Raw genomic sequence first — 26,328 nt, forward strand, 5'->3', positions numbered from 1 at the left:
AAAAACCTCCTCCAACTTCTGCCCCAAAAAATACACATTTATATCAACACACAAAAAAGCTGTCTCTTCCTCTAATGGAAGAAACAGCCCTTGTCGATGGTTCTGCTTATTACTGAATCAAATCAATCGCCTGCTGGGGTACAAAATAATCAACGCCGTTAAATACAACTACACCGTTGAGCGTGGTATTTTTACCATTCAGCGTAGCGACATTTTTGTATACCGGAAGCTCCAGCTTGTTACTGCCTTTGGTCACCGTAATGACTTTCGTGTCCGCAGTAAACTTGGCTCCTTTAGCTTCAAAAGCGGCTTTTGCAGGAACAAAAAGTTGCTTGCTGACCGTACCCAAATCCAGTCCAAGTACACGTGTCATATATTTATTAACATCTGTATTGTCGATTACACCGGTTGGACGGTCTCCGTTCGGCGCATACGTGTACAGCACGACATCGCCTCCTGTATGTCCGCCTGTAGTCCAGCCAATATTCGCACGTTTGCTAATGATCGGTCCAACAGCATAGTTCATGCTTCCTTCTTTGGCATCCTTAATGGTTTTTACTTCTTCGTCTGTCAAATCGGTGATGCCAAAATATGTGGAAAGCACCTCTTTAATATTGCTGCGATCTGCATTCAGCTTGGCTTCCAAGCCCTCACCCGTCAGCTTCGCTTTTTTCAGCGGGCCTATAAAAGAAGCTAAAGGTGTTTTGTCATAATTGCTAGTTGTATCGCTGCTACCAATCGTCAATCCACCGTTTCCGTGGTCTGTCACTGCTACGACGACTGTATTTTGGTTTTGTTTGGCGTAATCCACAGCAACTTTCACTGCATCGTCAAACGAAAGCACGTCACTAATAATTCCGGTTGGATCATTTGCATGGGCGGCCCAATCCACCTTACTGCCTTCTACCATTAAGAAGAAGCCTTTATCGTTTTTGGACAACACATCAATGGCTTTCGATGTCATTTCTGCCAGACTAGGTTCCTTGGATGCATCGCGATCCAGGTTATACGCAAGGGCTTCAGGAGAAAAGCTGCCCCAGAGCTTGCTGGAGGTCGAATTTTTCAACCCTTCAGGTGTCGTGACAAAGTCATAACCCTGGTCTTTAATTTGGGCTACCAAATCTTGGCCATCTTTACGCCCTGCTGCGTCCAAAAACTTGCCGCCTCCACCTAACACTACATCAACCCCGTTGTAGGCTTGCTGCATGCTGAGTGCATCATAATTTTTACGATCAGGATAATGTGCGGTAAAATCAGCTGGTGTCGCATGCATAATCTCCGAAGTCGCAATAATTCCAGTCGATTTCCCTGCCAGCTTGGAAGCCTCAAGAATGGAAGCTACAGGCTTTTTGGCGTCACCCGCTGCAATGGGTTGTTGTCCGGGCATTGTCGCTTCATCAGGAAGGACACCTACATACCCAGTATGAGATTTATGTCCTGTGGCAAAAGCAGTACCCGCTGGAGCAGAATCGGCAATTGGAGCATCCGCAGAATGTGTACGCACCATGCCGCTTGCCATGCTGTCTAACGTTAAGGAAGATCCTTTGTACCATCTAGCCAGTGCAGTGGCGTCATTAGCCATACCGTCTGGAATCAAAATAATTACGTTTTTAATCGACGTGTCCTTTTCGACTGCCATCGCCGTCCCACCGCTTACTGCTAGCATCATAGCCGCTACGAGTGCTGCCACCGATTTTTTCGTATGTATCCCCCAACATTTTAGCATTCAATTTCCTCCCAGACACTTTATTGTACAATCAGAACTAAGTCTAATCATACTTTGTCAGGAGAATGTTAAGGGGATTGTCTAACTATATTAAAGATGCTCTCTGGAGTATTGGTCTCACTCAAATTGTCCCTGAATTACCGATACGATACTTTCACGGAGTGTTTTGGCGTTTTGTGACTTATACGGATCAGCATTAAAAAGGATTGTATCTGCTGTGTAGTTTTCTTTTATACGTCCCAATCTGTCCCCATATCCCAAAATTTCAGCGGCGAACTCCGTGGCAGCCTGCCAGGCCTCTTTTCGAGTTAATCCACAGTCTATGAGTGTGTCTAATTCCTCAAGGTTACGTCCATGTAACGAAGGTGTGGCAAAATCTGTACCGAACGCAATTCGTACGCCTGCTCTTTTGGCATAGCTAACGGCTTTAGGGTGGGCTTCGGCGGCGCGGGCGGCGCGATCACAAATTTCCCTATCGAGTGAAAGAACTCCAGAAGGGTCTGCAGCAATACGATAGATGGAAGCAGTAGGCACAAAGGCTGTCCTGGATTGCGCAAGCCGGTTGGCTTGATCCTCGGTCAAATACATTCCATGCTCTATAGATTCCACTCCAGCGTCAATAGACCAATCCACAGTAGGTCCACCCCAGGTGTGAACCATGACTTTTATGTTGCGTGCATGGGCGCTACGCACAATAAAAGAGAATTCTTCCTCAGAAAAAATCGGGTTCAGCACTGTATCTGGCGACGAGCCTAGTCCCCCCGTTGCAAGAATTTTAATCCAGCTTGCCCCGGAATCAATAATTTCTGTTACCCGCCGTTCCAAATGCTTAAGACCTCGTGCGTCTCCGGCTCCAAGCATATCACCACTGGTATAAACTCTTAAAGGCTGGCTATAATGCTGACCTATATGCTTCACCGTACTTGGCAAAAGCCCACCTGCATCACGCACTGAAGTCACTCCAGCCTGGAAAGTAGCCTCAAAGGCTTGCGCCTGCATCACTTCGATCTCCAGTTCATCGCGCTTCTCCTGATCAGTATGATTAAAATCCGTCCATGCCAAATGCGTATGAAGATCAATTACGCCGGGGCTAATCCATAAGTCGCCATCTGGACCATTTTGTTGAGTATGCGAGGATAAGGACTCTGCAATGGACGAAAAACGACCATTGGTGATTGTTATATCGAATCGTTTCCCATCAATCCCCACCACAAATATATTTTTGTAGGTTAACTCTTTTTGAATTTTATTTTCCATCTTCATTCCCCCAAATTAACCTTTGGGCGGCAAGCGCATGATAAGGGTCTTGATGTACAAGCTCAGCAAGCGTTTGGATAGCTTCTTCAACGCTTTGTTGATTTGCCTTCGCCCCAAAATGGTTAATGCGTAAGAGTTTATTATGCAATTCTCCATCTCCGGGTGCGACAATGCCTATGGGCTGTTCGATATTGAAATTACCGCCTTGAGGAATCCGAACCGTTGTAGTCAACGTTGAGTAGCTACCTTTATTCCGCTGCCACGGTTCAAGGCCCAAGGCTTTAATGCCAGCAATTGCAGCAGATGTAGTTAAGCGATGGCGGCGGTTGACTGCTTCCAGACCTTCTTCTTCAATAAGCTTTAATGACTCTATAAGCGCACGGGCTTCCAAAACAGGGATGTTGGCAGGAACTCGCACGGGCGTCACATGATTAGGAGAACGCTTTAAGTCAAGCAAAGACAGTATGGAATTGCGCGGCGCATTTTTGTTGGAGGCCAGAAACTCCCAGCCACGGGGAGAAATCCCCACAGCGCTGATCCCGTTAGGCCCGGATAGTGCTTTTTGCGCCCCTACAGCTACAAAATCAATTCCCCACTCGTCCATAAGCACCGGTTCGCCCCCGATTGCAGAAACTGAATCTATCACGGTTATAATGTTTGATCGACGCGCAAGCTCCATGATTTCCCTTGTTGGATTAGAGCCTCCTGTAACCACTTCCGCCTGCACAAAAGAAAGCGCACATGGGTTATATCGCTCAATCGCTGCGGCGACTTCATCTACAGTTACCACATCATCAAAAGATGTTTTGAGTTCGATGACTTCTGCTCCGCCACGCGCAAGCCAGTTACCAAAAATCGTTCCATATGGACCTGTCACAATGTTTAGAATTTTACGGTCGGGCGCAGATATGCCTGCTGCTATGGCTTCAATTCCCAGGATCGCCTCGCCCGGTATGATTACCGGGGATTCTTGGGTGGACAGGAGTTTGGAGAGCAAGTTAGTTAGCGTATCAAACTCCGATATTGTAAGAGGTACAAATCCTTTATTATTTTGACTCATAAATACCTCCTGCAGAATGGGATATTGGCATTTTAGGAACAGCGGACAAAAGCTCACGGCTATAAGGCGTTTCAGGACGAGAAAAGAATTTCTCCTTGGGGTTGATCTCAACCAGCTTCCCCTGCCGCATTACAGCAACAATATCGCTTATGGCATTTATAACTCCCAAGTCATGAGAGATAAAAAGCATCGTAAGATTAAGCTCCGATTTGAGTGTGCTCAACAGTTCAAGCATACTCCGTTGTACCGAAACATCCAGTGCGCTCGTTGGTTCATCTGCGATAAGTATGCTTGGCTCAACGCTTAATGCGCGGGCAATTGCTATTCGCTGACGCTGACCGCCGGAAAATTCGTGAGGGTATCTGCCAAGGGCGCTTTCATCGATGTGAACACGTGTAAGCAGTTCCCTACATTTCTTGTCCACTTGAGCTCGGTCAACAATCTTGTGAAAAAGTAAGGCTTCGGCAAGGATTTGCCTGATCGTATGCTTTGGATTTAGCGAGGAATCCGGGTTTTGAAAAACCATTTGTATTCTTTTATGCTGCTCCCGGCTCCGTCGCTTGCCCAGTACCTGAGAACCCAGCATGATCCGGCCCTCATCCGGGGCGATCAGCCCGGCTATTACCCGCGCGAGGGTAGACTTTCCTGAACCCGATTCTCCCACAAGACCAAGCGTGGTACGCTCCTGCAGCTCCAGGCTTACTTGATCAAGCGCGGTGAACTTACCATAAGCAACCGTTATATTTTCTATCCGCAAGGCTGTTTTCATAAATCCGCGCTCCTTTCAAGATCCGGGAGAGGAAGCACTGAGCTTATCAGCAACTGTGTATACGGATTTTGCGGGTTTTGTAAAAGGGGCAAAGTGTCTCCCCGCTCTATGATTCTTCCCTCTTTCATAACGCAAAGCTTTGAGCACATCGAAGCAGCTACAGCAAGATTGTGCGTAACAAACACCATGGCAAAACCCAACTCCTTTTGAAGACGTGAAATAACGTCAAGTATTTGCCGTTGAACCGTTACGTCAAGCGCAGTTGTTGGCTCATCACAAAGAAGGATGCCCGGCTTGCACGCCAAAGCCATCGCAATAACAATACGTTGACACTGGCCGCCTGAAAGCTGGCGGGGGTAACGGTCAGTATGCTTTAAGGAATCGGGAAGACCGAGCATTTCAAGCAGTTCCAAAGCTATTGTGCGCGCGACCTTCCGACTCACCTTCTGCCTGTAGTACACAACCTCGGCAAGCTGCCGAGCCACCGGGCAGAGAGGGTCAAGTGCCCTTATCGGGTCTTGAAAAATCATTGCGCATCTGCCATTGCTCCTAATATGCCCGCCAACTTGTTCAATACCGGAGGGAAGCAACCCTATGATGGAGCGAAGCGTGAGCGATTTTCCAGATCCGGATTCCCCCACAAGTCCTATACTTTCGCCCGCTTCAACTTTGAGACTCACATTGGTGACCAATTTATGATTCGATTGCGTCGCGAGCGACAAATTTTCCACTTCTAAAATTGGATTCATAGCATTCATTTTCTTCTCCATATATCTGCTAGCCCATCGCCCACAAGGGATAAGGCTATCCCTGTATATACTACCGCAAAGCCCGGGATTGCTGAAAGCCACCACTTAGTAGATATAAAGGGCTGCCCATCAGAAATCATAGTTCCCCAATCCGGAGTTGGCGGCGCAATGCCGATACCTAGATAGCCTAGCGTAACAATGGCTACAAGCAGAACAGCCATGTCCGTCATAAGCACTACCACCGCTTGCGGTAACACATTCGGCAGAAGATGGCGCAGTATGATTTTAATATCCGGGATTCCCAGAGTTTTTGCAGCGGCTATCCATTCCTGCTTGCGAAACGATGCGCTAAGACCCTTGACCACGCGCGCGTATACAATCCAGCCAACCAGGACAAATGTAATGTATATCCCCTGTTCACCCGTACCGCTTGCAAACGCCACTATAATTACAATCAAATAAAAAGGGAACGCAATAAACGTATCGGTCAAAAGCGTGATAACCGTGTCTACCCATTTACCATAATACCCGGCAAGCATTCCCAGAAACACCCCCATACAAAAAGGGATGATCTCCGCCAGCACCATAATCTTCAAATCAGTCCGTGCGGCATAGATCAGCCGTGTAAACAAATCACGCCCCAGTTGATCGGTTCCCAGCCAGTGTTCGAAGGACGGGGGTTGTAAAGTTGCCGAAATATTTTGATCAGAAGGCTGGTAGGGGCTAATAACCGGTGCGAACACTGCAATACCTATGAGTAACGCAAACATAATACTGCCCCATAAAAGAGATGGAGTATTTAGTATTTTTCCCCAAGAGCGGTTGCTATGACCCGCCTTCTGAATCTGAAGATCTAATTGCGTGCGTTTCATTGTTCTCCTTTCGTCCTGGGATCAAGATACCCAGAAGCAACCTCAATCACGAAGCCGATGATGACCACAGATATCGCACAATAAAGAGCAATCCCCTGTATAACAGGAAAATCCCGGTTTGAAATGGCTGAAAATAACAGGCTTCCGATACCCTTGAGGCCAAAAACCTGTTCAATTACCAACGTGCCGCCCATCAGGTAGGCAATGTTTACGCCAAGCAGCATAAGAGCGGGAAGAGCGGAATTGCGCAGGACATGCTTTACCAATATAACCCGGCCGGGGATTCCCGCTGCCTTCAAGGTTACAACAAAATCAGATTCCAGCACTTCCAGCATCTGCGCTCTTAAAGAACGAACAAGCGAGGGAATTTGCGACAATCCGACAGTGATCGCAGGAAGGGCGAGACTGTACAAGATTCCAAGCCAGCCCTCGCCGACTCCCCCAACGGGGAACCAGCGAAGCCGAACGCTAAATACCAGAATCAGTAGCAGTCCAACCCAAAAAATCGGCATACCGAGCGTTACAGCAGGCAAGATGCGTATAATGTGGTCAAGCAGTCCGTCTTTATGTGTTGCCGCAAGGGTGGCCAGCACCAGCGAAACAATGATGGAAAAAAGACAGGTCATTGCAATGAGCAGCAGCGTCACAGGGGCCCGCTCTGCAATCAACTCTCTTGAAGAAGTCTCAAAAACAATCGAAACGCCGGTATCACCGTGTGTAAAGAAATTGTGCACAAAGCCTATAAACTGCTCCCAAAGAGAACGATCCAGCCCCAACCTATGGCGCATACTCTCAATAGCCTCAGCTGTGGCGTATTCCCCCAGAATCATTTTGGCGGGGTCTCCCGGCACCAGCCTTATGATGAAGAAGACTGCCACCACCACACAGATGACTACTGATGCCGCTCTTATCATAGCGCGCACAAGCCATTTGTGTGGAGAAGTTAGATTTGCAGACAATCCGGCAGACTTTTTAAATAAATTGTGGGCCGTCAAGGATCTAATTACCTTTCACACGTACATCTTCAAAACGAGCGCTGTTATTGGGAAGCACGACCAGGCCATCAATGGAAGAACGAACACCTTTCAGAATATCCGGATAATAAAGCGGGATGTAAGGTACCTCGTCTGCAAGGATTTGTTGAAGCTTGGCGTAAATTCCCGCACGTTCTTCCCCATCAGGTGTTTTTTGCCCCTCGTGCAGGAGCTTGGTAACTTCATTGTTCGTGTAATGAGTCCAGTACGACTTGCTAAAGCCTTCCGGGTCTGTCTGGAAAGCGAGGATCGAGTTGGCTTCTGGAGAATCCGCCTGTCCGCTGTTGATCATTGCCGAAAAGTCATAGGCAAAGAAACGCTCGCGAAATGAGGCCAACTCAACAGATTCGATTTGAATGTCTATGCCGATCGTTTTGGCGGCCGCCTGAATAATCTGTGCCTCCTGAGTTCTTGAGTTGTTACCAGAGGCAATGAGCAATTTTGTAGAAAACCCATTAGGGAACTTTGATTTTGCAAGCTCTGCTTTGGCAGCGTTCGTATCAAAGCTGAGCGCTTTAATCGTATCGTTCGTGTTGTAGGGAATGGCTGGCGGCAAAAGCGAATTGGCTGGCTTTGCGAAACCAAAGGTAACCGCATTGGTCAATCCATTACGGTCAAGTGCCAACGCCAACGCACGGCGAACGTGCACATCCGAAAAATGCTCGTCCAGGGTATTGAAGAACAATTGCTCTGTCACCCAGCTTCCATTGGTCGCCACTTTGGTATCAGTTCCTTGTTTTAATTCATTTACATTTTCAAGAGCTACAGACTCAATAGCGTCTATCGCGCCAGCCTTCAGCTGGTTAATCGCTTGGCTGTCATCTTCAATGAGCTTGTAGACAAGTTCATCGATATATGGCTTGCCTTTCTGCCAATAGTATTTATTTTTGCTGAAAGTAAGATCACCGGCAGAATCCCATTTCTTAACGACGAAGGGACCGGTACCGACCGGATTCTTAAAGAATTCTTTTTCCGAGACACCGCCAAAATCCTTTGGAAGGATGCCATTGGAGAAATTTGAGAGTTCAGAAATAAACGGCGTATACGGCGCTTTAAGCTTAATTACAAGTGTTTTTTCATCTTGAGCCGAAAGCGAAGCCACCTGTGCCGCTATTGCAAGAGGACCTCCTACATTCAAATGACGCTGAATTGAAAAAACCGCGTCCTCGGCAGTAACTCCTTTGCCGTCTGAAAATTTCAAGCCATCGCGTAAAACAAAAGTATAGGTTAATCCATTCGCGCTAATATTGTGCGACGCCGCAAGCCAATCCACAATTTTTCCATCACCGTTAAAGGCAACCAGCGGCTCAAATACTTTGTCGATAGCAAAAGCATTATTTGATGTAATCTGATTATGCAAATCAAACGAGGTTACGGAAGCCGGGCGGCCATATGTAAAGGTTCCCCCTTCCGCGGGTTGATCAGCGGTTGTGCTTGGGTTAGTTGCGTTTGTATTTTTATCTGCATCATTTTTGGAGCCGGAGCATCCTGCCACGAGAACCAATAAAAGAAATGCTAAAGATCCAACCAAAAACGGTTTCCTAAAAGATACAATAAGTTTGGACATCTCATTTTCCCCTTTTCTCCAATAAAACATATTGTTTTAATATGAATAATATTATGGATGAACCCATTTGCCATGTCAAACAGAATTAAATACCATAATTTATAAAATCAAAGATAAAAGTAAACATAGGGATTTTCCAGCTTGTGAACACATGGAGTTCATATGGGATTGGGAATTTCATTATATTATTGTATAATCAGTCTATGAAGTAATAGGTAAAGCTTATAAGACGACAACCATTATAAAAGCGTATATAAAAGGGGTTTAAAACTCGATGGAATTCAGACAACTTCAATACACCCTGCAAATTGCAGCGGAAAAAAACTTCTCACGCGCAGCAGAAAAACTGCATATTGCTCAGCCCTCTTTGAGCCAACAATTGTCCAAACTGGAAAAAGAACTTGGGGTACTTCTATTTCAACGCAACACCAGCACGGTGGAATTAACACATGCAGGAGCAAGCTTTGTGGAAAAGGCAAAAAAAATAGTCGATGCAGTTGAGCAGCTCCGGCAGGAAATGGACGACATTTCTCAACTGCGAAAAGGGAAGGTTGTGGTTGGCAGTATGCCCATCACAGGTTCTCATTTGCTGCCGCATGTGCTGCCTGTATTCAAGAAAGCTCATCCGGACATTGAAATCGTGTTGGTCGAGGATTCATCCATGAATTTGGAGAAAAAAACTGCCAGTGGGGATACAGATCTCAGCCTGCTATCTCTTCCATTAGTAGAACCTACACTTTCCTATGTGCCGATCGGTGAAGAGTGGATTGATCTTGCCGTTCCTCCAGGTCACCCCCTAGCCCTGCGTAAAAACGGAGACCATCCGCAGCCTGTGCATATGGAAGAACTGAAAGATGAGCCTTTTGTCGTTCTGAAAAAAGGGCAAGGCTTTCGCAAGCTGACGATGGATTTGTGTCATCAAGCTGGCTTTGAACCCAATGTGGTGTTTGAGAGCACTAATATGGAGACGCTCCAATCGCTTGTAGCGACAGGTATGGGAGTGACACTCGTCCCCCGTTTTATCGCCCGGGCCGCCAGCAGCGAGTTTGTTCCAGCATTATTGCCACTCGCCGAACCTACCCCTAGCCGTACCCTAGCCATTGCCTACCGAAACGGACGTTATTTGTCTAAAGCTGCCGAAGCCTTTATTGATACCTTCCGAGAAACGGTCGAGCAACTTTCTCAAAAGTAGCTTCGAATGTGAAAAGGACCGTCTTCCTCCTCAGCCAAAGCCAGAGAAGAAGACGGTCCCGGGGCTTCGCCCCTATGCTTTCAATACTTCATTTACTTTACGGGTTCGATTACACTGTTGCGATGTTGCTTCCATCTGTCTTTAACGAACCACATTTCATGTTCATTTGAATTTCATGTCAGCCTCGCCTGATTACTTTACGCTTGCTCGGAAACTCCACTTTATCCATCCCGCATCACTTCTTTCCTTAAGGTCTCTAGCCTTGGTCTCCCAAGAATGTCCTACCTCAGTTCCAATGTGCTGTGTGATCCCAAAGTGCCTGTCCTCGCCTTTTTGTGATCAGGGTCTCCCTAAATCTGGTGGACTTTTATCCTGATCATAGCCCATTTCATAATTGTTTCCGACAACCTGTCTATTTAAGCCTCTCGGCCGTGACAGGCCATCCCTATTCGCCAGTTCGGATCTACTTTGGTTATCCATCGTTATCAACCTCCTGGTGTCGGGATACTATTATAATACACCTATGGGCTGTATCTGAAACAGGTATCAGAAAACTTTTTTATTATCGAGAAGAACCAAATGCTTGCTGTACCTCGGCTTCACTCACTTGTGTTTTAAAGACCAATTTCGAAGGATCTTGAGGTGAATAAATGACCTCTATAATACTTCCCTGCTGCAGCTTGGATAGTTGGGAAGAAAAAACAACCTTTTGCGTGGTTACATTAAATGTATCGCCGTTGTTTTTCGTAACACTCAGCGTAAATTGAAGCTTAATTTTATTAGGTCCTGCTTCCCCCATGGGTGTGACATCCAGCACCTTCGCATATGCCTGCTCACCGGTTTTGGCAATTTCCATCAGCTCAGGCGATACGCCCTGCTTGACCATTTGCTCATTCATTAACGCTTGTAAATCCGTCTGCGACACCTGCCCTTTCAGGTCAAGTCCTACTTTCAGTTTATCTTTCTCCGATACGACCAACGGAATGATCGAGCCTGGCTGAAATTGAGCCATGGAAGTCAAAGGAATAATCGTCGTCAAAGCAGTATCATATTTGTCTTCTCCATGTTTGGTTACGGTCAACCCGAGCTTTACCTGCGGCTGATTGTTTACATAAGTCCCTGTTAGCTGAACACTTGTAATAATCCCAACCCCAGGAACACCCTTCTTAACCTTACCGCCTTCAAAAAACACACCTAAAATTCCAGGTAGAAAAATAAGCGCAAAGCCTATATAAATTAACGGCCTATACCACGGGGCATCCATAATCACAAATGGATCATCCCATAAATAGTTAGCCAAAAATGGTGAGAAGCCTACACCAAACACCATAAGTACCCCGATAATACTCAAAAATCCTTTCATCCTCCAAAACCCCTTTTTCAATCATCTGTTCAAATTATATGTCAGCAAGAAAGGTGAAACGACCTGCTCATTTACACTGTCACCAGACCCATATAAATCAGCTCCGATGGATTTACCGGATTGCTCCCCAGACCCACCGTATCTCCAGGTCGCGGAATTTGCAGCTTGGATACGAGCGTTTCCAACGTTTTTGGATATCGATTACCGTTTACTTCTGTCACATCTAGCATTAGCACCACAATCGGATCAAAATTCACGAGCTTCCCGGTATCTGTTACCGAAATAACAACCGCAGTCGCCGACATCGACAAACTACTGTTAGCTGCCGTTTGAGCTTGTCTTGCCGAGTTTAGGCTTTGGTTGATCTGTTCCCGATGCTCTTTGGGTACCAAACCTTTCATAAATAATCCGGACAAACCCTTATTCATCAGTTGATCTGCTTGTTCTATCGCATCCTGCTGTTTTTTCTTTTTACCGAAAAAGTTCATCATGTGGTTGCACCTCGTATTTTGTATTGTCGTACCTTATGAATTCAGTATAGAAGACGGTATCTGACATCACAATACGTTTTGGCGCATACAAAAAAACCGAAAAAACAGGAGCTTTAACCTGTACTTTTCCGGTTTATTTTGAACTCTGGGACGGTTTACACAAAATTTTGCGCACTTTGGAGTATTCTTTCGCACGATCATCCGATAGTTTTGTGAAAAACGAGTGAATTCAGGCTATTTTTTACGCAAAAGATAGACCAATTTGCGATAATACGCCGATGATTCTTTATAACGACGACTGTCCTCGGACACAACTGCCAGCGTTTCATATAACTGTTCAAGCCGCGCTGGATGCTGGAGAGCTTCAAAATAAGGCAAGCATTGCAAGGCATGCATCCAAAAGGCGTCCTGATTCCCTTGGGCAAGCGCCAGTTGGCTCTCATAAAAATCAAGCCCCATTTGCTGATCTGTTGTCAGATTTGTTTTACGCAGTTGATCCAAATGCTGTGAGAGAAGCCCCCAATTTTTGCGCGCAAACGCAATCTCACAGCGATAAATTAGCGTAACGGGCAGCATCATCTGCTGCATTTCCTCCCGCTCCCGGCTCACCAGCGCTTCAAAACGCGCTACTTCCTCCAAAGCCTTATCCAGCTCGCCAATCGATGTCAGCATAATAATCCGGTTGTTCAGAATGGTCGTGAGCATATCTGCCGCATTTTCCAAATAGACCAAATTGGCCTCAGCCATAGACAACGTTAGCAGTGCTTCCTGTACAGAACCCATGGCAAAACAATATCCGCTGTAAGCCACATACAGGCCCGTCAAACGGTGAAAAAGCCGATCATCATATACTCTGCGCATCGTCTGCTCGAATACCTGCTTCGCCTGATCAAATTGCTTAACCTGAATACAGGCCTCCATCATAATGTTTTGCGCATTCAGCCAGTTTTCCGTCCCCTCTTCCACTAGACGGCTTAGCTGCGTAACGTTATTCAGCACATCATAATAATGATTTTTCGAGCGGAAATACTGGATTTTATAAAATAATATTGCTTTTTTTAGCGGTGCGGGCAGCTCCACCTCATCCGAGCGACCAAACTTCTCCAAATAAAAATTCAAATAGGTTTGATGTAAATATTCATAGGCCGTTGGGTCATTTAACTGCTGGTAATAAACGGCCTTCATCAAATAAGTCGTCATTTCCACCACAAGCGAATCGTTGCGATCCTCCAGTAGATCCACATAGCTTTCCGTGGCAGGATTAGCCAGCTTGGACAGCTCTGTGAAAATCTTATCCGCTGTAGTCAGCGTCTCTTCATCCTCTGCCGCTGCACGCAAGAGGTAGGAGGGATTTACACCTAAACGCCCAGCAATTTGCTCGGCCAAATCCTCTGCCAACGGGTAACGGTCAGCCAGTATATTTGCGAAATGTGCTGGTGTCACCAGCCCGTCTACCAGCTCTTTACGGGACAGATTTTTCTTTTTACACAAAAATTCAATGCGTTCCTTAAGCATGGAGTATTCCTTTCTACACTGATTATCGGTCATACAGTGAGGGACGCCGATCTTCAAACACCGGAATACGACCACGTACGTCCTGCACTAAGGCAGACTCAATCGTTCCTGTGATGATCCCCTCCTGCTCTCCGCCCTCAGCAATGATTTCTCCCCATGGATCAATAATAAGCGAATGCCCGAAGAAATCAGTATCTCCGCTGCGACCTACCCGGTTACAAGCAATAACATACATTTGATTTTCTATAGCACGTGCGGTTAGCAAGGTACGCCAGTGATGAAGCCGGGGATGAGGCCATTCTGCGGGTACGATCAGCAAATTTGCGCCCGACAGGGCCAAACTACGGGCTAGTTCAGGAAAACGAATATCATAGCAGATCGACGCCCCTGCCTGAATCCCGCCATCCAGTGCGAATAAAACCTTTTCTTCGCCAGGCTGCAAATATTTTTCTTCATCCATAAGTCGGAATAGATGAATCTTGGAATACGAAGCAACCTCTTTGCCTGTTCGGTCAAAAACGAGCATCGTATTATACACATGACCGTCGCTTTTTTTCTCTGCGATCGACCCAGCTACTACGTTCACTTCATGGGTGGCAGCGAATGCTGCTATCCATGCCCGAGTCTCCGTCCCTTCCTTGTCCGCCAGCTCATGAATGCGATCTAAGGCATAACCTGTGTTCCACATTTCCGGCAGGACAATCAGATCCGGCTTCAGTTCGACTTTCATCGCTTGTTCCATTAAAGCTCGGATATGACTGCGGTTTTCCGGGGGATTTCCTATCTCTATGTGAGCTTGTATGAGTGCAACACTGAACGGCTGAGCTTCCTGATACGTCAAAATCCTTCATCCTCCTTGTGAGCCAGAGCTTCCCGCGACCCATTGTCCGGTATTTTCCCCCATCATAGCCCGATCAGTCTGGATTACGCAACCATGCAAGCTTAATTCCCCCTATACAACTCGGTAAAATCGTGATAGATTATTTCTTAAACTATTCCAAAAGGTCGTGTGAATTGATGACTCATTTTTCTATTCCCTCCGCTGACGTCATGAAACAGTTACCCACTCAATTTTTTGCCACACTTGTACAAAATGTAAACCGTGAAATCGCGGCGGGGCATGATGTCATTAATCTTGGACAGGGGAACCCCGACACTCCCACTCCTTCTCATATTGTAAAAGCTTTGCAGGAATCAGCGGATAATCCGCTGTATCATAAATATTCGCCATTTCGTGGTTACAGCTTTCTCAAGGAAGCCGTTGCCCAGCGCTATCAGGAGGATTACGGTGTGACGCTCAACCCTGAAACCGAGGTCGCCATCCTGTTTGGCGGAAAAACGGGTTTGGTTCAGCTGCCGCAAGTCTTACTCAATCCCGGGGATGTGTGTCTCGTCCCTGATCCCGGCTACCCGGACTACTGGTCTGGTGTATCCTTGGCTAAAGCGGAAATGTCTTTTCTCCCATTAAAAGAAGAGAACCGTTTTCTGCCCGATTATGAAGCCATTTCCGAGGAAGACCGCCGCCGCGCCAAGTTAATGTTCCTTAACTATCCGAATAATCCAACCTCGGCAACGGCTCCACTTTCCTTTTACGAGGATACAGTTGAATTCGCGCAACGTAACGGTATTGTAGTTGCCAGTGATTTCGCCTATGGCGCTATTGGATTTGATGGCGAACGTCCGGTAAGCTTCCTACAGGCTGAGGGTGCTAAAGAGGTGGGGATTGAGTTCTATACCTTGTCCAAAACGTACAATATGGCGGGCTGGCGTGTTGGTTTCGCGCTCGGTAATGCCGAAATCATCTCGATGATTAATCTCCTACAGGATCATATTTATGTAAGCTTGTTTGGCGGCATTCAGGCAGCGGCGGCGACAGCCTTGACGGCCTCGCAGAACTGCGTAGGCGAGCTGGTAGCCCGCTATGAATCACGCCGTAACGCTTTTTATGATGCACTTGGGCAAATAGGCTGGAAGGCGACGCGCCCAAGCGGCTCCTTTTTCAGTTGGTTGCCTGTGCCGCAGGGCTATACTTCCACTTCTTTTGCCGATCTGTTGTTGCGGGAAGCCAAGGTGGCTGTTGCTCCAGGGATCGGCTTCGGGAATGGCGGCGAAAGATATGTGCGAGCGGGACTGCTCAGCTCAGAAGCTCGACTGACCGAGGCGGCTGATCGAATTGGCAAGCTAAACCTGTTTGGTTAAGCCGTATTTTCCAGCTACAACTTCTTTGCCAAACCTGGTCTTTTCGTGGTATTCTGTATCCAATATCATTTAGCGCGTTGAAGGGACTATTAAGAGAGACTCGGTCCTGTTCAGAGAGTAAATTCCGATAGGCTGCAAGAATTTACCTGGACTCTCTCCCAACTCCTATCCCCGAGCGCCCTGCGCAATCAGGCGGTCCCTGCCGTTAACAGGTTTCAAGTGGGATGATCATGAATCATCAATGAAGGTGGTACCGCGGAAGCACAAACTTTCGTCCTTTGCATACAAAGGATGGAAGTTTTTTTGTATTAAAAAGAGTAAAATTAAGGAAGTGGACGTCTTGTCAACACGAATCGTCATTAAAATCGGAAGCAGCTCTCTAACTGGAGTGGAAGGTGGCTTGAATCGGGAAGCCATCGCTTATTTTGCCCGGGAAATCAGTTTGCTTCGTGCAAAAGGTCATGAAGTGCTGCTGGTTACATCAGGTGCAGTAGCCGCCGGATTCAGAGAGATTGGGTACCCGTTTCGCCCTAAGCTACTGCATGAAAAGCAAGCGGCAGCGGCTGTTGGCCAAGCCCTTCTCATGCAGGCCTATGAGCAGGCTTTTAAAGATTTTGACCTAGTGATCGCGCAGGTTCTACTGACCCGTAGTGACTTTTTGAGCCGCAAACGGATGAATAATGCCGGAATGACCGTAGAAGAATTGCTGCGCCAGCAGGTTATCCCGATCTTTAACGAAAATGATACTGTATCGATTGACGAATTGAAATTCGGCGATAATGATATGCTGTCCGCGCTGGTTGCCAATCTGGTCAAAGCTCAGCATCTAATTATCATTACGGACACCGATGGCGTATATACGGCAGATCCGCGCAAGCATCCGAATGCCGTACGTTTTGAACGTATCGAAGAAATTACAGAGGAGATTTATGCATTAGCTGGAGGTTCTGGATCGTCTGTAGGTACTGGCGGCATGCGATCCAAGATCGAAGCTGCCAAAGTCGCTACACGCGGCGGTGTGCCTGTATATGTGGGACGTGTAAGCGCGAATGGCGATCTAAACGCAGCCGTCGAAGGACACGGACCGGGAACTTATTTTGACACTCACCTCTCTTCACTTCCGATGAAAAAACAGTGGCTTGGATTTATGTCCACCCCTCTGGGCGCGGTGCATGTAGACGAAGGGGCCGAGGAAGCGTTGGTTCACGGAGGACACAGTCTACTTCCGGTTGGCGTACGACGTGTCGAAGGCAGCTTTCATGCCGGAGATGTCGTTGAGGTGCTCGGACCGGAAAATAAAGTGTTAGGACGCGGCATCGTCAATTATGACGATGAACAGCTCCGAATTGTACAAGGATTATCCAGCGGCGAGGTTGTGGGCAAAATCGGTCCCATTCACCGGCTTGAGGTGATCCACAGGGATGAATGGATTACATTATGTATGTAGGGAGGCCGTAACATGAGTGATTTAAAGACTAACACAGCTGCAACCGAGGAAAATCAGTTTAGCGAAGTACGAACCAAAGCCAATCTTGCCAAAAAAAGTGCCGGGGTCATGAACCGCCTGACTACAGCACAGAAAAATGAAGCATTGCTTGCTATGGCTGAAGCTCTAGTAAATCATACTGAAGAGCTGATTGCAGCAAACCATAATGACCTGAAACATGGACGGGAACAGGGAACATCGGAGTCGCTGCTCGACCGCCTCAAGCTGACCGAGGACCGAATCGGAGCTATTGCCGAAGGATTACGCCAAATTGTGGCACTGCCTGACCCGGTCGGCGACACCCTTGAGCAAATTGAACGTCCAAACGGTCTGAGAATTGAGAAGATACGTGTGCCGCTGGGTGTCATCGGCATTATATATGAAGCGCGTCCAAATGTAACCGTGGATGCCGCGGGCCTGTGCTTGAAAACAGGCAATCCGGTTGTGCTACGCGGTGGTTCGGCCGCCCTCTTCTCCAACCGCAAGATTATCGAAGTACTCCAGCAGGCACTAGACGCAACAGCTGTGCCACGCGAGGCGCTTCAACTTATTGAAGATTCAGACCGTGCCTCGGTCAACGAAATGCTCACCTTGAACGGCTTGCTGGATGTAATTATTCCACGCGGCGGGCGTTCACTCATTCAAAATGTTGTTCAGAACGCTACCGTACCTGTCATCGAAACCGGAGCTGGTGTATGCCATACCTTTTTGGACGCTACAGCGGATGCAGCAATGGCCGAAGCGATTACACTGAATGCCAAGGTGCAAAGACCGTCCGTGTGTAACTCGATGGAAACATTGCTCGTACACTCGGATTATGCAAAAGCACACTTAACAGGATTGGCAGAACGCTTTCGTGATGCGGGGGTTGAGCTACGCGGCTGTGCACGCACACGAGAATTGGCCCCTTGGGCTATTCCTGTTACAGAAGAGGATTACGGCACCGAGTATAATGATTACATTATGAACATCAAGGTCGTAAACAATTTGGACGAAGTACTAGAGCATATTGCCCGTTACGGTACGATGCATTCTGAGTGTATTGTCACCGAGGACAAAGCCCATGTCGAGCGTTTTCTGCAAGAAGTGGACGCGGCAGCCGTGTATCACAATGCATCCACTCGCTTCACGGATGGCTTCGAGTTTGGGTTTGGTGCCGAGATCGGAATCAGCACACAAAAATTACATGCCCGCGGCCCAATGGGATTGCCTGCCTTGACTTCAACCAAATATCGCGTGTACGGTACTGGACAAATCAGGGAATAATAACATAAATCAATCTGTATCCTTGGAGGTTATGAATCTATGTGTGAATCACAAACAAAGGTTTTAATTAATGAGCAAATTACATTTTTCGGGGCAGGATCAATGGCAGAGGCTATTATTCGCGGAATGACGGCTCGTTCTGTCGTCAAACGTAGTGGTATTACCGTCATCAACCGCAGTAATCAGGCTCGCCTTGAGGAACTTCAAAAGCAATATGGAGTCTTGTTCCAAACCGAGGATGCCGCCAAAACCGAGCTTCTGCGTCATTCTCCGGTCATTGTGCTTGCCATGAAGCCCAAGGATGCTGCACAAGCACTTGGGCAACTCGGCCCACTTCTGTCTGATGAGCAGCTGATTATTTCGGTAATCGCAGGATTGTCCATTCGTACGATGCAAACGTTGCTGGGTCGCAAGCAGCCGATCGCACGGACGATGCCCAATACATCCAGCTCAATTGGGCTGGGAGCCACAGGCATTAGCTTTTCCAAGGAAATCAGCGAAAACCAGCGTAAAAACGTGCTTACGATGTTCGAATCTGTAGGGACGGTAACGGTTATAGAAGAAGAGAAAATGGATGTTTTGACCGGGATATCTGGAAGCGGCCCTGCTTATGTCTACTACCTGATGGAAGCCATGATTGCCGGGGGAATCCGTGGTGGCTTGACCCCTGAGCAAGCGCACGAACTAACGGTGCAAACCGCGCTTGGAGCGGCACGCATGGTGCAGCAAACCGGAGAGGAGCCTTCTGCCCTTCGCCACAAAATCATGTCTCCTAATGGCTCTACGGTAGCTGCATTGGAAATGCTGGACAAAGGTGACTTCTACGAAACGGTGATTGCGGCGGTGCAGCGGTGCGCTGAACGATCCCGCGAGATGGGAGCTGTACTCAAGGAGGGAATTGAATGAGCTATTGCTTGGCGACCTACCGGGTATACGATGACAAAGCCGATTTTAACCAAAAGGCCCAATCTATTGCCATCGGCATGACGGTGGGCAGCTGGACTGAGCTCCCGCAAGCCAAACGGGACGCGATGCAAAAGCATCTTGGCTCGGTTCATTCTGTGGATATTTACGATGGAGGTCCCGGTGAACGGTACGCGGACCTGACCATCGCTTACCCGGATGTCAACTTCAGCCGAGACATTCCTGCTCTGCTGGTCACAGTCTTCGGCAAAATTTCGATGGACGGCCGAATTAAGCTAACGAAGCTGGGTTTCTCGGAAGCATTCCGCTCTGCTTTTCCAGGACCGAAATTCGGTATCAGCGGCTTGCGCGAACAGCTTGGCGTGTATGATCGTCCCCTGCTCATGAGCATTTTCAAATCTGTAATTGGCCTCAATTTGGACGAACTTCGTGAACAGTTTACCCGGCAGGCTCTCGGTGGCGTTGATCTGATCAAGGACGACGAGATCTTGTTTGAAAACGCGCTGACGCCGATTGAAAAACGTGTCGAAGCCTGCATCAAAGCCGCCGAAGCGGCTGAGCGTGAAACCGGTAAAAAGCTGCTGTATGCCGCTAATTTAACGGGGCCGACCTCGCAGCTTAAGACGCAAGCTCTCAAGGCCATTGATGCGGGTGCCAACGCGTTACTGTTTAACGTGTTGGCCTACGGTTACGATGTGCTACATGAACTTAGTAGCGATCCTGCCGTCTCGGTGCCGATTGCAGCCCATCCTTCGTTGGCGGGAGCTGCTTATCCATCGCCGCATTATGGTATTTCGGCGTCCGTCCTACTCGGTCAGCTTATGCGGCTGGCTGGCGCTGACCTCGTCCTCTTCCCTTCTCCCTACGGCTCAGTGACGATGCCGCGTGAGGAAAACATGGCGATCCGCGATGAGCTGATCACCCCTGATCTACCGCTGAACGCCAGTATGCCGGTCCCTTCCGCAGGGATTCACCCGGGCCTCGTGCCGTTAATTGTACGTGACTTTGGTACTGACGTTGTTGTCAACGCTGGGGGCGGGATTCACGGTCATCCGCTGGGTACAGACGCTGGTGGGCGCGCCTTTGTGCAGGCGATTGAAGCGGTACAGCAAAATGTCCCTCTGGCAGAATACGCCCGTACTCACCCCGAGCTGCAATCTGCGCTCGACACATGGGGAGGTGAACGATGAGCACAGCGAAGAAGCCCGTCATTTTTTGCGATTTTGACGGGACAATTACGAACAGCGACAATATTGTCGCCATTATGAAGCATTTTCAACCTACAGGCTGTGAGCCCATCATGCATCAGATCGTAAATGGGCATACATCCATTCGTGAAGGCGTAGGTGCGATGTTTGCCCTCATGCCTTCGGAGCAAAAGGACGAAATTATCTCATATGTACTTGGACAAGCTGGTATACGCGAGGGCTTTGCACGCTTTTTGGGCTATGTACGAGAGCAGCAGATTCAATTTTTCGTCACCAGTGGCGGCATTGATTTTTTTATTGATCCATTGCTAAAACCCTTCGATATTCCACACGACCACGTCTATTGCAACGGAGCGGATTTTTCCGGGGATCGCATCCAGATTACTTGGCCGCATCCATGTGAGGAACCGTGTACAAATGATTGTGGCATGTGTAAAACGACTGTGATTCGTCAATACCCTTCCGAACAATACGAACGGATTTTGATCGGCGACAGCCTGACCGATTTTGAAGGAGCTAAAATTGCCGATCTTGTGTACTCCCGTTCGCATCTGACTTTAAAGTGTCAAGAGCTTGGCGTACCACATGTACCCTTTGAAACATTTGATGACATTATCGAGGGTTTAAAGCAAAAACAGGAGCAAGGGGTGCTGTAAATGAGTTTTAACTTGGCAGACATTTCATTGGAAGAAAAACGCCGCGCACTGGAAGAACTCGCTGATGTCAAAGAACTATTCGCATCTCGCAACTGGTTCCCCGGCACGAGCGGCAATTTGTCGATCCGAATTGGTGACTTTCATCCCGAACAATTTTATTTTGCAGTCACCGCCAGCGGCAAGGATAAAACCAAGCGTACTCCGGAAGATTTTCTATTCGTAGACCAGTACGGAAAAGCGGCAGAAGCGACAAACCTCAAGCCAAGCGCAGAGACGCTTATACATTGTGAAATTTACCGCCTAACAGGCTGCGGAGCCGTTTTTCATGTGCATACCGTGTTTAACAATCTGATTTCCGAATATTACGGTGAGCAAGGCGCTGTACCTATCCAAGGTATTGAGCTGATCAAGGCTTTTAACATTTGGAAAGAAAATGCTGCCATTGATATTCCTGTGCTGCCTAATTACGCGGATATTGCCTCGATTGCCAAGCTCGTACCTGGTGTGCTGAATGATCAGGTGCCTGGAATTTTATTGCGTAACCACGGCATTTATGCGTGGGGCCGTGATGTATTTGAAGCTAAAAAGCATTTGGAGGCGTTTGAATTTTTGTTTGAAACAACCTATCGCTCCCTGCTGCTGAAAACTTTGAAGTAAATAAACTCATAAATATCAAAGATGCGTATCCTTATTTGTAAAAGTAGTCATTGAATATCGAGAACGGAGCCTAAGCGATAGCACAGGAACGTTCTCTTTTTTTATAATAAGGGTATTTCTATTCTACTAGCGACATAAAAGGAAATATGATGAATAAGAATCCTCCTGATATAATTTTGGATATGCTGTAAAAAAACGCCCCCTATTGGGGACGCTCCAGCGTGAATTGCTCTCCTAGCTTCGCATAGTTGTTCCCAGCCAAACGACTTACTGGACGCAACTCCTTAGCAATCACATACGTATTTTGATACGCTTCCTCGGACAAATGATACTGCACTACGCGTCCGATTAACAGATCACAGGCAGGTGTGTCCTCCTGACCTCCCAACGGTATAACCTGTTCCAGAATACATTCCATACGTATTTTCGCTTCTGCCACACCGGGAACTTCGATTTTTGTACTTTTGACCGGGGTAAGGCCTGCCAGTGTAACCTCACTCTCCTGCGGCAACAGACGGGAAGCCGTCACATTCACCGCTCCCACATTGTCCTCGTCTGTGATATGTACGACAAAAGCCTTATGCTCCATCGCATTACGTGCTGTATCTTTGGGTACTCCATCAACACGTTGTACGGATACAGACAGCAGTGGCGGTTCAGAAGCTACGATGGAAAAATAACTGAACGGCGCACCATTCAGCACCCCTTCGCTGCTCAAAGTCGTTACAAAGGCTACCGGCCTTGGGATGATACTTCCGGTCAACAGCTTATAATTTTCACGCCCTGTAAGCGTGTCAGGATTCAACGAAATCATTTTTCTCCCTCATTTCCGATTACAATCGCTATTCGACTGCACATCATCAAGTTTCGCCTGATAAGCAAATGCACCATTAGTTAGCGACATGGATGACATCTCAGGCTTCCCTTTCAGTATCGCGTGAATGATACGAAATGTAAAGTTGGAGCCGGAAGATCTCCCTATTTTTCAATTATATTTCCTCGGCTATCGCGCACAGTAACCGTAATTCCCTCAGGTACAGCAATCGTAACATCAAGCTGCTGCTGAGTCTGCATAAACCGTGTCGGAATTTGACCCAGTAATACATACAAGGTATCGCCGATTTGCTTGGTCTGATATAAATCTTGCCCCTTTATTTCGTCCTCTTTGCCTGTGTATACATAACTCCCGAACACATGCACCTCCGGTGAGGTGGTTGCATCAATTTTGACCGCATAAGGATCTTCTCCCTGTACAATCACCTTGGTCACTCCGGCAGGCAGTTTTTCATGCCAGTCTGGGAGAAGCCTTGTTTCCTGAACCGAACTCATTATTTCTCTGACTTGCGGAGTGATCCCCAATGAACTGACCAAGGCAAATCCGATACAGCAAAAAACCAATACCGCCGTAATAAACATACTGAATAAATCATAACGAATGCGCTCACGCGTCCCTTTCCAAGCAGTATACATTAAAATTTCCAACCCCAGCAAAACAAAAACGACAGGCCACCAGGTCAAAGCCTGGTCCAGTATGCCCGCTCCCCAAAACTTGGAGGCAAACGTTATGCCCCCCAGCAGGACGAGGAAAAGTCCCATTGACAGCCTTCCGACTTTCCACACCCCTGCCGGAGCGTTTGACGCTTTAGAGGAACTATTTTTGTTAGACGATGTACCAAATATACCTGTGGAGCCTCCTCCATCGCTATGAGGATGATGGGCTCCCTTAAAGGGAGCCTCACTCTTTGAAAACTCAGTATCCATTCTATTGCTTCTCCTTTACTCGTTTAGATTTGGAATTCCCAATCATCATCCAAATACCACCGCCAATCAACAATAAGGATACGATAATCGTCCGTAGATACATGTCAACCAAATTATAAATCTCTCCATTCGGAAACAGACGATCCAGAGTAGGAACTAGTACGTTGATTAAGATGTAATAGGCGCCCAGCAATAGCAACCCCAAGCCTACCCAGCGGTGATATTGTGCAAACATACCGATCACAGGCTTGTCGATCAGCGGCTCCCGTCCATAACGGCTTACTTGCTGCAACGCATCAAAAAAGCTGTAAAACCAAACCACCGGAATCAGGAACAAAAAGAGTGAAAGATATAGCACGTCCAGTACATAGATGCCTCCTAAAAACAGAAGCATAAGCTGGAGTCCACGCTTTTGCAAACCGATATACATATGTCCAGCACCGGGAAATACCGATAAAATGGTAGCCAGCATTTTACTCCGCCGTCCCTCGACTCTTCCATGCTCCAGTTCCTCAAACAAAGTCCGGTCCTGAAGCATTTCTCCCGCTTGTTTGCGATGTACATGCTGCACCGCATCAAACATGCAATACAGCCAAATGATCGGCAGCACGCCCGCAAACGCCAAAAATCCGGATTCGTTTGTAATGCTGGTAATAAAAACGAGGATCGCTCCAAAGCCAAAGAAAGATAGCAGAAAAGACAAACCACGCTGCATCAGCCCCAAATGAAGGTGTCCCAATCCAGGAATGAACGACAGCAAAATCGTAAAAAAGCGTTCATTCTCCGATCCTTTTTGAAAAGCAGGTGATCCTGCCATACCATAGTGTCCTTGTTGATAATGGTTATAGCCCGGGCCATATCCCATTCCTGCTCCCGGTGCATCCACATCCGCGTCTGTTGCCCCCTCCGGTACCTCTCCCGTTGAACCTGCATGTCCATAAGGCCCACTTTGCGAGTAATAACCATATGGATTGGGTCCTGCATGTGGGGGATATGGAACAGCAGCTGCACGAGGATCATAACGTAATAAGCTAATAATGATATGCAGCATACTCAGCCCCCAAAAAAGAGCGGCAACAAACATACTGGCCAATAAAGGTAATTCGTCTCTTGAAACCACTGAAAAAAATAATCCTCCCGCCAGACATCCGAAAAACAAAATGGTGTATACAAACGCATTGGCTTTTCTGGTCCAGTAGTAGTGTCCCACACCGGGAATGATGTTCAATAGAAATGCCAAGAGCTTGCTTCTTTCCGCATAAGGCATCGCTACACTTCCTTTCTATTTATGGGATTTAATAAAGTCCCCATTTGAAGGTTGTTGTTTGAGTTTTTTCATCTCAGCCTTTATCCGATGATTTAGGGCTTTAATTTATCGAGCCAGGTTGTTGTAGCTCGCATGACCTCTTGACTGTAAGAAACGCGTTCTTTTGGAGGAATCGGCTTTCCATCTGTTTGCGGCATCATTTTGTCAAAGGCTCCACTGGACAACAAGATCAACGTTAGGCTTGCGGCGACAACGTAGTGAAACACAGGTTTTTCAAACCAGCGGCGTTTTTTAAACAGAACTTGATTCGGTTCAGCTTCTATCTCGGGAAGAACGGCCATTACCTGATCTGTGAAGCGCTCCGTATCCATCCAGGCAGAATAATCTTTCATAGTTGACTCCAGTTGCTCCAGTGCGACAAGATATAGCATCAGCGCCTGTTCGTCTTCCAGCAGGAGCTTTTCCAGCCGGGCAGACTCCTCTATCGTGCAAGTTCCTGCAATGTAAGCATGCCAGTCATTCGATTTCCCTTCAATCCACGGTTTATCCTGTTGGTCAGTCATTGCCATTCCTCCTCCTTCCAGTGGTTTCGAATCCATAGCCGCGCCCGATAGAGCCTCGACTCTACTGTTTTTAAAGCTACCTGCGTCTCTTCTGCAATTTGGTCGTAGGTTTTGCCCTGCATATAATAGGCTTGAATAATATCCCGATGTTGCTGGGGCAACTGGGCGATTTTTTGCGATAGTTCTTCAATTTGCTCCTCGCGAATGAGACGAGCCAGCACATCCTCATCCCGGGAAGGGAGCTGTACAAGGGATTGTGCGACGTCTATAAGCTCTGCGGGTCGTCTGTCCTGTTTGCGCTTAATATCCAGCGCTTTGTGGAGCGCAATTCGGCTCAACCACGTTTTAAATCCTTCGTTCCGGTACTGGGGGAGAGACTTGTACACCTGAACGAATGCCTCCTGCGCGGCATCTTCTGCTTCCTTGCTGTCATGCAGTACCGAATAGGCGACATGAAATATATGCTTGCTGTACAGCTCTACGATCTCACGGAACGCCTGCCGGTCACCGGACCGTATTCGTTCAATGATTCTCTCTATATCAATGACGCTCTCCCCCTTCCCAATACTATAGACGCCAGGAAATTTCCTTCCCCTGCATATTTCAAAAAAAATATTTAAAAAGGACACACCCTCCTGACGGAATGGTGTGTCCTCTATCATTAAAGCCTATTTACTCGCTTTCATTTCGGCTTAGTTCACGCGCACAGGCGATATTCCAGATTGTTCTCATTGCACATTAGCCAA

At 47.5% G+C, this 26,328-nt stretch carries 26 protein-coding genes; 8 read left to right on the forward strand and 18 right to left on the reverse strand.

The annotated features are described in order from the left end of the window. Positions 1 to 109: 109 nt before the first annotated feature. The 8 genes from NLX82_RS01910 to NLX82_RS01945 form a co-directional block, all read right to left on the reverse strand. The gene (locus NLX82_RS01910; RefSeq protein ID WP_069079747.1) at positions 110 to 1,726 is read right to left on the reverse strand and encodes an alkaline phosphatase; all 1,617 of its coding nucleotides are present in this window, start codon (positions 1,724 to 1,726) and stop codon (positions 110 to 112) included. Between the two features lie 117 nt (positions 1,727 to 1,843). Beyond that, positions 1,844 to 2,983, reverse strand: a complete 1,140-nt coding sequence (locus NLX82_RS01915) for an amidohydrolase family protein (protein ID WP_254347436.1) — start codon at positions 2,981 to 2,983, stop codon at positions 1,844 to 1,846. Next, positions 2,973 to 4,043 (reverse strand): pyridoxal-phosphate-dependent aminotransferase family protein, encoded by a 1,071-nt coding sequence (locus tag NLX82_RS01920; protein WP_075154380.1) that lies wholly within the window; start codon positions 4,041 to 4,043, stop codon positions 2,973 to 2,975. The genes NLX82_RS01915 and NLX82_RS01920 overlap by 11 nt, the downstream gene beginning before the upstream one ends. After that, complete coding sequence (locus NLX82_RS01925) at positions 4,030 to 4,812, reverse strand: ABC transporter ATP-binding protein (protein WP_075154381.1); 783 nt, start codon at positions 4,810 to 4,812, stop codon at positions 4,030 to 4,032. The genes NLX82_RS01920 and NLX82_RS01925 overlap by 14 nt, the downstream gene beginning before the upstream one ends. Continuing rightward, positions 4,809 to 5,582: an ABC transporter ATP-binding protein gene (locus NLX82_RS01930; RefSeq protein WP_048481509.1), complete on the reverse strand. Its 774-nt coding sequence runs from the start codon at positions 5,580 to 5,582 to the stop codon at positions 4,809 to 4,811. Before NLX82_RS01930 ends, NLX82_RS01925 begins: the two co-directional genes overlap by 4 nt. Next, positions 5,567 to 6,433: an ABC transporter permease gene (locus NLX82_RS01935; protein ID WP_023989108.1), complete on the reverse strand. Its 867-nt coding sequence runs from the start codon at positions 6,431 to 6,433 to the stop codon at positions 5,567 to 5,569. The genes NLX82_RS01930 and NLX82_RS01935 overlap by 16 nt, the downstream gene beginning before the upstream one ends. Then, on the reverse strand, positions 6,430 to 7,428 hold the full coding sequence (locus NLX82_RS01940; RefSeq protein WP_226887757.1) for an ABC transporter permease: 999 nt from the start codon (positions 7,426 to 7,428) through the stop codon (positions 6,430 to 6,432). The genes NLX82_RS01935 and NLX82_RS01940 overlap by 4 nt, the downstream gene beginning before the upstream one ends. A 4-nt stretch (positions 7,429 to 7,432) precedes the next feature. Further along, on the reverse strand, positions 7,433 to 9,034 hold the full coding sequence (locus tag NLX82_RS01945) for an ABC transporter substrate-binding protein (protein WP_023989110.1): 1,602 nt from the start codon (positions 9,032 to 9,034) through the stop codon (positions 7,433 to 7,435). 274 nt (positions 9,035 to 9,308) lie between these two features. On the opposite strand from NLX82_RS01945, the gene NLX82_RS01950 reads away from it, so the two are divergent. Beyond that, positions 9,309 to 10,226 (forward strand): LysR family transcriptional regulator, encoded by a 918-nt coding sequence (locus NLX82_RS01950; protein ID WP_025723122.1) that lies wholly within the window; start codon positions 9,309 to 9,311, stop codon positions 10,224 to 10,226. 339 nt (positions 10,227 to 10,565) lie between these two features. Here NLX82_RS01950 and NLX82_RS01955 read toward each other — a convergent pair whose 3' ends face one another. The 5 genes from NLX82_RS01955 to NLX82_RS01975 form a co-directional block, all read right to left on the reverse strand. Beyond that, positions 10,566 to 10,706, reverse strand: coding sequence for a hypothetical protein (locus NLX82_RS01955; protein WP_023989112.1), 141 nt, complete (start codon positions 10,704 to 10,706; stop codon positions 10,566 to 10,568). Positions 10,707 to 10,788: 82 nt separating this feature from the next. Next, positions 10,789 to 11,589, reverse strand: coding sequence for a hypothetical protein (locus NLX82_RS01960; RefSeq protein WP_023989113.1), 801 nt, complete (start codon positions 11,587 to 11,589; stop codon positions 10,789 to 10,791). 71 nt (positions 11,590 to 11,660) lie between these two features. Beyond that, complete coding sequence (locus NLX82_RS01965; protein WP_023989114.1) at positions 11,661 to 12,080, reverse strand: hypothetical protein; 420 nt, start codon at positions 12,078 to 12,080, stop codon at positions 11,661 to 11,663. Between the two features lie 234 nt (positions 12,081 to 12,314). Next, a complete protein-coding gene (locus tag NLX82_RS01970; protein WP_254347437.1) occupies positions 12,315 to 13,595 on the reverse strand; it encodes a helix-turn-helix domain-containing protein in 1,281 nt (426 codons plus the stop codon). 22 nt (positions 13,596 to 13,617) lie between these two features. Continuing rightward, on the reverse strand, positions 13,618 to 14,436 hold the full coding sequence (locus tag NLX82_RS01975) for a carbon-nitrogen family hydrolase (RefSeq protein ID WP_254347438.1): 819 nt from the start codon (positions 14,434 to 14,436) through the stop codon (positions 13,618 to 13,620). Positions 14,437 to 14,612: 176 nt separating this feature from the next. Between NLX82_RS01975 and NLX82_RS01980 the strand changes: the two genes are divergently transcribed. The 7 genes from NLX82_RS01980 (at position 14,613) to NLX82_RS02010 (ending at position 21,991) form a co-directional block, all read left to right on the forward strand. Then, the gene (locus tag NLX82_RS01980) at positions 14,613 to 15,794 is read left to right on the forward strand and encodes a pyridoxal phosphate-dependent aminotransferase (protein WP_254347439.1); all 1,182 of its coding nucleotides are present in this window, start codon (positions 14,613 to 14,615) and stop codon (positions 15,792 to 15,794) included. 241 nt (positions 15,795 to 16,035) lie between these two features. Further along, on the forward strand, positions 16,036 to 17,241 hold the full coding sequence (proB, locus tag NLX82_RS01985) for a glutamate 5-kinase (protein ID WP_028540662.1): 1,206 nt from the start codon (positions 16,036 to 16,038) through the stop codon (positions 17,239 to 17,241). A gap of 12 nt (positions 17,242 to 17,253) precedes the next feature. Further along, on the forward strand, positions 17,254 to 18,546 hold the full coding sequence (locus tag NLX82_RS01990; RefSeq protein WP_254347440.1) for a glutamate-5-semialdehyde dehydrogenase: 1,293 nt from the start codon (positions 17,254 to 17,256) through the stop codon (positions 18,544 to 18,546). Between the two features lie 39 nt (positions 18,547 to 18,585). Next, the gene (proC, locus tag NLX82_RS01995) at positions 18,586 to 19,452 is read left to right on the forward strand and encodes a pyrroline-5-carboxylate reductase (RefSeq protein ID WP_254347441.1); all 867 of its coding nucleotides are present in this window, start codon (positions 18,586 to 18,588) and stop codon (positions 19,450 to 19,452) included. Then, positions 19,449 to 20,660 carry a 2,3-diketo-5-methylthiopentyl-1-phosphate enolase gene (locus tag NLX82_RS02000; protein ID WP_254347442.1) on the forward strand — a complete coding sequence of 404 codons (1,212 nt, stop codon included), beginning with the start codon at positions 19,449 to 19,451 and terminating at the stop codon, positions 20,658 to 20,660. The genes proC and NLX82_RS02000 overlap by 4 nt, the downstream gene beginning before the upstream one ends. Then, a complete protein-coding gene (locus NLX82_RS02005; RefSeq protein WP_254347443.1) occupies positions 20,657 to 21,334 on the forward strand; it encodes a 2-hydroxy-3-keto-5-methylthiopentenyl-1-phosphate phosphatase in 678 nt (225 codons plus the stop codon). The genes NLX82_RS02000 and NLX82_RS02005 overlap by 4 nt, the downstream gene beginning before the upstream one ends. Next, positions 21,335 to 21,991 carry a methylthioribulose 1-phosphate dehydratase gene (locus NLX82_RS02010; RefSeq protein ID WP_023989122.1) on the forward strand — a complete coding sequence of 219 codons (657 nt, stop codon included), beginning with the start codon at positions 21,335 to 21,337 and terminating at the stop codon, positions 21,989 to 21,991. It begins immediately after the preceding gene. Between the two features lie 202 nt (positions 21,992 to 22,193). On the opposite strand, the gene NLX82_RS02015 is transcribed toward NLX82_RS02010, so the two are convergent. The 5 genes from NLX82_RS02015 to NLX82_RS02035 all read right to left on the reverse strand — a co-directional run bounded on the left by NLX82_RS02015 (position 22,194) and on the right by NLX82_RS02035 (position 26,211). Continuing rightward, positions 22,194 to 22,805 (reverse strand): flavin reductase family protein, encoded by a 612-nt coding sequence (locus NLX82_RS02015; RefSeq protein WP_028540656.1) that lies wholly within the window; start codon positions 22,803 to 22,805, stop codon positions 22,194 to 22,196. Positions 22,806 to 22,969: 164 nt separating this feature from the next. After that, positions 22,970 to 23,752 (reverse strand): hypothetical protein, encoded by a 783-nt coding sequence (locus tag NLX82_RS02020; RefSeq protein WP_069079756.1) that lies wholly within the window; start codon positions 23,750 to 23,752, stop codon positions 22,970 to 22,972. A 1-nt stretch (position 23,753) separates the two neighbouring features. Beyond that, positions 23,754 to 25,019, reverse strand: a complete 1,266-nt coding sequence (locus tag NLX82_RS02025) for a multi-tm2 domain protein (protein WP_254347444.1) — start codon at positions 25,017 to 25,019, stop codon at positions 23,754 to 23,756. A 92-nt stretch (positions 25,020 to 25,111) separates the two neighbouring features. Next, positions 25,112 to 25,582: a hypothetical protein gene (locus tag NLX82_RS02030; protein WP_254347445.1), complete on the reverse strand. Its 471-nt coding sequence runs from the start codon at positions 25,580 to 25,582 to the stop codon at positions 25,112 to 25,114. Next, complete coding sequence (locus NLX82_RS02035) at positions 25,579 to 26,211, reverse strand: RNA polymerase sigma factor (protein WP_316243892.1); 633 nt, start codon at positions 26,209 to 26,211, stop codon at positions 25,579 to 25,581. Before NLX82_RS02035 ends, NLX82_RS02030 begins: the two co-directional genes overlap by 4 nt. Positions 26,212 to 26,328: the final 117 nt, after the last annotated feature.

This window comes from Paenibacillus sp. A3M_27_13, assembly GCF_024213315.1.
Taxonomy (GTDB): Bacteria; Bacillota; Bacilli; order Paenibacillales; family Paenibacillaceae; genus Paenibacillus; species Paenibacillus polymyxa_B.